The following is a 4,624-nucleotide window of genomic DNA, read 5'->3' on the forward strand; positions in this document are numbered from 1 at the left end:
CCCGGCCGCCGTACCGGGACCCGCCCGGGCCGCCGCCGCGCTGATCGCCGCGGCCGCCGTGCTCCGGGCCGCCGTTCTGCCTGCTGCGGACCAGCCCGCGCACCCGGCGGATGATCGACTGCTCCTCCGCCTGGGTGGCGATGCCGACCATCCCGATCAGCCGGATCGCGTAGCGGTCCCGCAGCCCGGGGTTCTTGATCGCCGCGACGACCGGCACCGCCTCGTCGACGGCGGCGATGCGCCCCTCCTCGGTGTCCAGGTTGTACCGGGAGACGATCGACTTCAGCGCGAACGCGAACAGCGGCGTACGGCTCTCGACCAGGGACGCCACGGCCTCGTCGCCGCGGGCCAGCCGCAGTTCGCACGGGTCCATCCCGTCGGGCGTGATCGCGATGGAGGTCTCGGCGGCGAACCGCTGGTCGTCCTCGAAGGCGCGCAGGGCCGCCTTCTGCCCGGCCGCGTCGCCGTCGAAGGTGAAGACGACCTCCGCGCCCGCGTTGTCCATCAGCAGCCGTCGGAGGATCTTGATGTGGTCACCGCCGAAGGCGGTGCCGCAGGTGGCGATGGCGGTGGTGACCCCCGCGAGATGGCAGGCCATGACGTCCGTATAGCCCTCGACCACCACCGCCCGGCTGGCCTTGGCGATGTCCTTCTTGGCGAGGTCGATGCCGTAGAGGACCTGGGACTTGCGGTAGAGCGGGGTCTCGGGGGTGTTGAGGTACTTCGGCCCGTTGTCGTCGTCGCGCAGTTTGCGGGCGCCGAAGCCGACGACCTCGCCGGAGATGTCCCGGATCGGCCACATCAGGCGGCCCCGGAAGCGGTCGATGGGGCCGCGCCGGCCCTCCTGGACGAGCCCGGAGAGGATCAGCTCCTTGTCGGTGAAACCGCGGCCGCGCAGATAGCGGACGAGGTGGTCCCAGCCGGCCGGGCTGTAGCCGACGCCGAAGTGCTGCGCGGCGGCCTGGTCGAAGCCGCGCTCGGCCAGGAAGGTGCGGCCGATCTCCGCCTCGGGGCGCTCCAACTGCTCGACATAGAACTGCGCGGCCACCTTATGGGCCTCGACCAGCCGGGTGCGCTCGCCCTGCTGGCGGCCTGGGGTGTAGCCGCCCTCCTCGTAGCGCAGGGTGATACCGGCCTGGGAGGCCAGCCGCTCGATGGTCTCGGCGAAGGAGAGGTGGTCGATCTTCATGACGAAGTCGACGGTGTCGCCGCCCGCCTGGCAGCCGAAGCAGTAGTAGAGCCCCTTGCTGGGGCTGACCTGGAAGGACGGGGACTTCTCGTCATGGAAGGGGCACAGGCCCTTGAGATTGCCACCTCCCGCGTTGCGTAGCTGGAGGTATTCGGACACGACGGCGTCGATCGGGACCGCTGCCCGGACCGCCTTCACGTCGTCATCGTTGATCCTGCCTGCCACGCCCGAATTCTACGGCCGGGGTCCGACACGGCTGTCCGTCGCCTGCCGGACCCCGGTGGGAACGCGCCCGAGGGCCTACGGGAGCAGCGAGGTCAGCGGGACGGACGGGTCGGCCAGGGCCGCCGTGTCGAGCTGGTCGCCGCCGCGGATGAGCCGTTGGATCGATTCGGTGACGTCCCAGACGTTGACGTTCATGCCCGCGAGCAGGCGGCCGTCGTTCAGCCAGAAGGCGATGAACTGCCGCTTGCCGACGTCGCCGCGCACCAGCACCTGGTCGTAACTGCCGGGCGGGGCGTAGCCGGAGTACTCCAGGCCGACGTCGTACTGGTCGGAGAAGAAGTACGGCACCCGGTCGTACGCGACGTCCTGGCCGAGCATGGCGCGGGCCGCCGCCGGGCCGCCGTTCAGGGCGTTGGCCCAGTGCTCGACGCGCAGCCGGGCGCTGCGCGGGAGCGCGGCCCGTACGGGGGTGCCCTCGAGGAAGCCGAGCGGGGCGGAGGCGACGTCGCCCGCCGCGAAGATGTCCGGGTCGCTGGTGCGCAGCGAGGTGTCGACCGCGATACCGCCGCCCGCCGCGCGGTCCACCACCTCCAGACCCGCGGCCTCGGCGAGGGCGCTGCGCGGGGCGGCGCCGATGGCGGCCAGGACGCTGTGGGCGGGGTGCTCCTCGCCGTCGTCGGTAAGGGCGGCCAGCACCATGCCGTCCTGGCCGGTGATCTCCGTAAGGCGGGCACCGAAGTGGAAGCGGACGCCGTGCTCGCCATGGATGTCGGCGAAAAGGGCGCCCAGCTCGGGGCCGAGGACGGGGTGCAGCGGGGTGGGCTCGGGCTCGACGATGGTCACCTCGGCGCCGTAGCCGCGCGCGGCGGCGGCGACTTCGAGGCCGATCCAGCCCGCGCCCGCGATGACCAACTGGCCGTTGTCCCGGCCGAGGGTGGCGAGGACGCCCTTGAGCCGCTCGGCGTGGGCGAGCCGGCGCAGATGGTGGACCCCGGCCAGATCGGTGCCGGGGATGTCGAGGCGGCGCGGCTCGGCGCCGGTGGCCAGCAGCAGCCGGTCGTAGTGGACCCGGGTGCCGTCGCCCAGGGTCACGGCCTTGGCGGCGCGGTCCAGGTGGACGGCGGGCAGGCCGAGGTGGAGCTCGATATCGGCCTGCGCGTACCAGGCGGGCTCGTGGACGAAGACGCTGTCGCGCTCCTGGCTGCCGGTGAGGAAGCCCTTGGACAGCGGGGGCCGCTCATAGGGGTGGTCGCGCTCGTCACCGATGAGGATCACCCGCCCGGTGAAGCCCTCCGCTCGCAGGGTTTCCGCGGCTTTCGCCCCGGCCAGCCCCCCTCCGACGATGACGAATGTCTGGTGTGCGTCGACCACTTGTGTCCTCCTCGCTGCCGAGCAGTGCCGAGCAGTGCCTCTATGAGTGCCTTACCCCGGTCGCGTCAGGTCGTGCGCTCCGAAAGCGGTGCCAAATGCTGGGCCCATGGCTGTGCCAGAGGCCGTGCGCATGGCCGTGCCCACGGCTGTGCCGAAAATCCGAGCCCGAAACCTGTGGCGAAAGCTGTGTCACAGGGGAGCCTCCCGCACGGCGAGTGCGTCCGGAAGGGGCCCGTACGCCGGACGTGTGCACGCGAGCCGGATCCGGCGGGCGGCGGCTCACGCGGCGGGCGGCGGTTCACGCGGTGAGCCGGGCGTGCAGCCACCGGGCCGAGGTGTCGGTCAGGGAGGCGATCTGGTCGACGATCGCCCGCAGCCGGCCCCGGTCGTCCCCGGCCGCGTCGAAGAGCGCGCGGAACTGGGGGTCCAGGCCGTCGGGGGCGCGGGCGATCAGGGCCTCGCCCAGCTCGGCGATGACCACGCGCTGATCGGCCCGGACCAGCTCCTGGTCCGGGCGCTGGATGACATACCGGTCGGCGACCGCCTTGAGGACCGCGCACTCCAGGCGCGCGGCGCGGGGGACGACCAGCTCGGCGTGGTAGCGGGTGAAGCGGCCCGTGCCGTACGCCGCCCGGGTGGCGCCCTCGGCGGCCAGGCAGAAGCGCCCGATGAGCTGGCTGGTGGCGTCCTTGAGGCGGGCCTGGGCGACGGACGAGCCGTCGTAGCGGTGCGGCCACCACTCCTGGTCCAGCAGCCGGTCCAGCGCCTCGGCCAGCTCTTCGGGCTCGGCCCCCGGGGCGTAGCGGTCGGCGGCGACGGCGAAGACCTCGCGGCGCTCGGGCTCGGAGAGCAGGCTCGCGGGGTCGAGATGGCCCGCGTGCAGCCCGTCCTCGACGTCATGGACGGAGTACGCGACATCGTCGGCCCAGTCCATGACCTGGGCCTCGAAGGTCTTACGGCCCTCGGGGGCGCCCTGCCGGAACCACGCGAAGATCGGGAGGTCGTCCTCGTAGACCCCGAACTTCGGGGAGCGGGGGCTGTATGGATGGCCGCCGCACGGCCAGGGGTACTTGGTGGCGGCGTCCAGCGCGGCGCGGGTGAGGTTGAGGCCGACGCTCACCGGCTCACCGGCCTCCGGGCCGGGGACGAACCGCTTCGGTTCGAGCCGGGCCAGCAGCCGCAGCGACTGCGCGTTTCCCTCGAAGCCGCCGCAGGGCTCGGCGATCTTGTTGAGCACCCGCTCGCCGTTGTGGCCGAACGGCGGATGGCCGAGGTCATGGGCGAGGCAGGCCGTCTCCACCAGATCCGGGTCGCAGCCGAGGGCGGCCCCCAGCTCACGGCCCACCTGGGCGCACTCCAGGGAGTGGGTCAGCCGGGTGCGGGGCGTGGCGTCGTAGGCCAGGGCACGCCCGGCCGGTCCGGGGTCGACGGCGGGTGTGGCGGGCACCACCTGGGTCTTCCCGGCCAGTCTGCGCAGCGCGGCGGAGTGCAGCACCCGCGCCCGGTCCCGCTGGAAGGCGGTCCGGCCCGGCCGCTTGTCGGGCTCCGGCGCCCAGCGCTCGAGGTCCGCCGGGGCATAGCCGGGGACATGGCCGGTGTCGGCCTCGGGGGCACCGGTCGGAGAGGCCGGATCCGGTTCAGGGGGTGCGCTGCGACTCATACACCGACGGTAGCCGCCGGGGGTGACAAGGGCGCAAAAGCGAGGGTCTGTTCGTACCGGCGCAGTATGAGACGCGCCACCGCCGGGTGGGCGCCGAGCGGGGCGGCCGCGATCCTGGGGGCGGCGTGCGGGCATTGCGTGGCGTGGGCGCCCGGGGTGGCGCTTGCGCACCGGGCGGC

Annotated in this window: 3 protein-coding genes; all 3 read right to left on the reverse strand. The window is 73.1% G+C overall.

From position 1 onward, the window contains the following. Positions 1-1,414, reverse strand: a 1,414-nt coding sequence (gene dnaG, locus KN815_RS46760; RefSeq protein WP_216347861.1) for a DNA primase, incomplete at its 3' end; no start/stop codon positions are given. A 75-nt stretch (positions 1,415-1,489) separates the two neighbouring features. Continuing rightward, positions 1,490-2,785 carry an NAD(P)/FAD-dependent oxidoreductase gene (locus KN815_RS46765; RefSeq protein ID WP_216347862.1) on the reverse strand — a complete coding sequence of 432 codons (1,296 nt, stop codon included), beginning with the start codon at positions 2,783-2,785 and terminating at the stop codon, positions 1,490-1,492. 298 nt (positions 2,786-3,083) lie between these two features. Beyond that, positions 3,084-4,445 (reverse strand): deoxyguanosinetriphosphate triphosphohydrolase, encoded by a 1,362-nt coding sequence (locus tag KN815_RS46770; protein ID WP_216347863.1) that lies wholly within the window; start codon positions 4,443-4,445, stop codon positions 3,084-3,086. Positions 4,446-4,624 lie beyond the last annotated feature (179 nt).

This window comes from Streptomyces niphimycinicus, assembly GCF_018883605.1.
Lineage (GTDB): Bacteria > Actinomycetota > Actinomycetes > Streptomycetales > Streptomycetaceae > Streptomyces > Streptomyces niphimycinicus.

Bases quoted from the DNA above. Each gene is read 5' to 3' on its own strand.
- KN815_RS46770 (WP_216347863.1), bottom strand. From the start codon at position 4,445: ATGAGTCGCAGCGCACCCCCTGAACCGGATCCGGCCTCTCCGACCGGT.